Raw genomic sequence first — 3,107 nt, 5'->3', positions numbered from 1 at the left:
CCCCCCCCCCCCCCCCCACGACCCGGCGATCACCAGTTTCTTCTATACCGGCGTGGCCGGCGCTGCTGCCATTACGCTGGCCGGCCCCTTCTACTGGACCACGTTCACGCCGACCGATACCCTGTGGATGCTGGCGCTCTGTGCCACCGGCATGGTCGGGCACTACCTCCTCATCCGCGCCTTCGATCTCGTGGATGCGGTGATCGTGCAATCCATGTCCTATATCCAGCTGGTACTGGTCACCTTCATCGGCGTGCTGATCTATGGGGAAACGCTCGGCTTCAACATGGTCGTCGGATCGCTGATCGTCGTGGGCGCCGGGCTTTTCACCATCTACCGGGAGGCGCGCGCGGGCCGCACCAGCCAGGCACCGATCGAGCCGCCCGGCGAAATCTAAGCGCTTGCGATCATCAAATATGGTGATGATTTACCCCAACAAAACTCGTTTTGGGGAAACCGGCCGCGGCAGTATGATCCGGCACCCGAGTCAGGAGGAGACGTCATGACCCAGGCCGCCCGCCAATCCCTGCCCTGGCTTATCATCGCCGCGGGTTCGATCATCATCATGCTGACCTTCGGCCCGCGCTCGGCCATGGGCTTCTTCCAGCTTCCGATACTGACCGATACCGGCTGGGATCGCTCCACCTTCGGGCTTGCCATGGCGATCCAGAACCTTTGCTGGGGGCTGAGCCAGCCCTTCTTCGGCGCGATCGCCGACAAATACGGCACGGGCCGGGTGCTGACGCTGGCGGGCCTGATCTATGCGGTCGGTCTCATCCTGATGTCGACCGGCCATTCCATTGCCGCGCTCCATATCGGCGGCGGCGTGCTGGTCGGCTGCGGCGTCGGGGCCGGCTCGCTCGGCACGGTGCTGGCCGCCTTTGCCCGCAATGTCACGCCCCAGCAGCGCTCGCTCGCCTTCGGCATCGGAACGGCCGCCGGTTCGGCCGGCATGTTCCTGTTCGCGCCGCTGACCCAGGGGCTGATCTCCGCCTATGGCTGGTCGGATAGCCTCGTCTATCTCGCCGTGCTCATGCTGCTGGTGCCCCTGCTCGCCTATCCGCTTCGCGGCAATGCCGCATCGGGCACGCAATCGCAGGCCGAGTTCAAGCAGACGGCGGGCGAGGCGCTCAGGGAGGCGTTCGGCCACCAGAGCTATCTGCTGCTGGTCTCCGGATTCTTCGTCTGCGGCTTCCAGGTGGCCTTCATCACCGCGCATTTCCCTGCCTATCTCGGCGATATCGGCATCGACGCCCGTTATGCGGTCATCGCCATGGCGCTGATCGGCTTCTTCAACATCATCGGCTCGCTCGCCGCCGGCGTCATCGCCCAGCGATATTCCAAGCCCTACTTCCTCGCCTATATCTATATCGCCCGATCGATCGCGGTCACGGCCTTCCTCCTGCTGCCGCAAACGCCGCTTTCGGTCATCGTCTTCGCGATCGTGATGGGCCTCCTGTGGCTTTCCACCGTGCCGCCGACCAATGCGCTGGTGGCCATCATGTTCGGAACCCGCCATCTCGGCATGCTTGGCGGCATCGTCTTCCTGTCGCACCAGGTGGGATCGTTCCTCGGTGTGTGGATGGGCGGCTTTCTCTACGATCGCTTCGGCTCCTATGACGTGGTCTGGTGGCTCGGCGTGGCGCTCGGCATCTTCGCCGCGATCGTCCATTGGCCGATTGCCGAGAAGCCCGTCTCCCGTCCGCTCGCGGCTCAGCCGGCCTGACGCTCTTCACCCTTCGCCATGGCCTTCAGCGCCGCCTGCACGAAACCGTCGCGGGCGGCGTTTTCCGTCAGCCCGCGCGGTTCATAGACATGCCGGTGCAGGAAATAGCCGGTGAGCCTGAAGGCGGCCGCAAGGCTCTCCCTGTCGGCCGCGACGCCCGCCTCCTCCCCGAGGAATGCCGGCAGGACAAGCATCCGCTCGGCATAGGGCTCGCCGGCCTGCCGGCAGACGGCTCGGCCGCTCTTCGGCGAGACGTAGACGAGCTCCTCGCGGCTTCCAGTGGCCGCGCATTCCGTGAGATCGAGACCGTAGCCGAGATCGTTCAGCACCGCCAATTCGAAGCGGATGAAGAGTTCGCCCGCATCGGCGGGTTGGTCCATGGCTTCCAGGATGATGTCGAGAGCTTCGAACAGATGCGGGTGCGGATCACGCTCCGGCAGCAGCCGCAAAAGCGCGCCCATGGCCTGCACGCCGTAAACTGCGGTCGCCGTCTCCATCAGCCGGGCAGCGCGCAGGCGGATCGGCTCCAGCTTGAATTCGCCGAGATGTTCATCGAGCCTCGCACGCCACACCACATCCACATGATTTCCCGGCTGCAGCACCGGCTGCATGGTCCGCGACCGGCCCGAGCGCACGAGACCAAGATGGCGGCCGCGCGAGCGCGTCATAACCTCGGCGATGACGCTCGTCTCGCCGTGGCGCTTGACGCCAAGGATGATCGCTTCGTCCTGCCACTGCATGCGGAGATTCAACTTCCTTTCAAACAGATTCAACAATAGCCGATAAGCGCGTCGAACTGAATCGGTTTCTAAATTCGGCCATCCCTCTCTTCTGTGAGGTCGGGCGGGAACAAATCGCGGGGGATGCGGATTTTCCCGGGAACTTTCCTAACCGGGGGCTCCCATGAGACATGCTCTTCTTGCCGTTCTGCTTCTTGCATCACCCGCTGCCGCCCAGTCACCGCAACTGGAGCAGGCCTGTGTGGCGGTCGCGAAGAATTTCCTGCTGGCCCCGGTCCTGAAGACGGGCGTCGTGCAATCCTTCCCGGAACTCGACCCGCCCGGCGCGCGCCTTACCTATACCACCCGCGAAGACGCCAAGCCCACGGATTTCACCAATGAGATCGAATGCCAGTTCGAACGGGCGAGCGCGCCTTTCGGCCTCACCCGCTTCTGCATCGAGGAGACCTGCTATTCGGCGACCGAACAGCAGCCGGAGAACCGTCGCCGCTATGAGGAGGTCAAGGCGCTGATGGCGCGGGGGAAGTAGCTATCCACCCTCCCCTTGACGGGGAGGGTCGGCACGTAGTGCCGGGGTGGGGTGAAATTGCCCTGCATTTGCTAACGCGACGATGACACAATAAAGTCACCCCACCCGCCGC

4 protein-coding genes are annotated in these 3,107 nt (G+C 64.1%); 3 read left to right on the top strand and 1 reads right to left on the bottom strand.

Translation table 11 applies throughout. The features are described from left to right. Both ACE04I_RS14325 and ACE04I_RS14320 read left to right on the top strand, forming a co-directional pair. A partial coding sequence (locus ACE04I_RS14325) for an EamA family transporter (RefSeq protein ID WP_487207227.1) occupies positions 1 to 397 on the top strand: 397 nt, incomplete at its 5' end. 105 nt (positions 398 to 502) lie between these two features. After that, positions 503 to 1,726, top strand: coding sequence for an MFS transporter (locus ACE04I_RS14320; protein ID WP_046792931.1), 1,224 nt, complete (start codon positions 503 to 505; stop codon positions 1,724 to 1,726). Here ACE04I_RS14320 and recO read toward each other — a convergent pair. Further along, positions 1,714 to 2,466: a DNA repair protein RecO gene (gene recO / locus ACE04I_RS14315; RefSeq protein WP_046793051.1), complete on the bottom strand. Its 753-nt coding sequence runs from the start codon at positions 2,464 to 2,466 to the stop codon at positions 1,714 to 1,716. The genes ACE04I_RS14320 and recO overlap by 13 nt on opposite strands. Positions 2,467 to 2,629: 163 nt before the next feature. On the opposite strand from recO, the gene ACE04I_RS14310 reads away from it, so the two are divergent. Beyond that, positions 2,630 to 2,995, top strand: coding sequence for a hypothetical protein (locus ACE04I_RS14310; protein WP_046792932.1), 366 nt, complete (start codon positions 2,630 to 2,632; stop codon positions 2,993 to 2,995). Positions 2,996 to 3,107: the final 112 nt, after the last annotated feature.

The sequence above is a fragment of the Rhizobium moroccans genome (assembly GCF_057559155.1).
The sequence above is the reverse complement of the archived record's forward strand: the minus strand, read 5'-3'. Positions and strand labels throughout refer to the sequence as shown.

Bases quoted from the DNA above. Each gene is read 5' to 3' on its own strand.
- ACE04I_RS14320 (WP_046792931.1), top strand. From the start codon at position 503: ATGACCCAGGCCGCCCGCCAATCCCTGCCCTGGCTTATCATCGCCGCG.
- ACE04I_RS14310 (WP_046792932.1), top strand. From the start codon at position 2,630: ATGAGACATGCTCTTCTTGCCGTTCTGCTTCTTGCATCACCCGCTGCC.
- recO (WP_046793051.1), bottom strand. From the start codon at position 2,466: ATGCAGTGGCAGGACGAAGCGATCATCCTTGGCGTCAAGCGCCACGGC.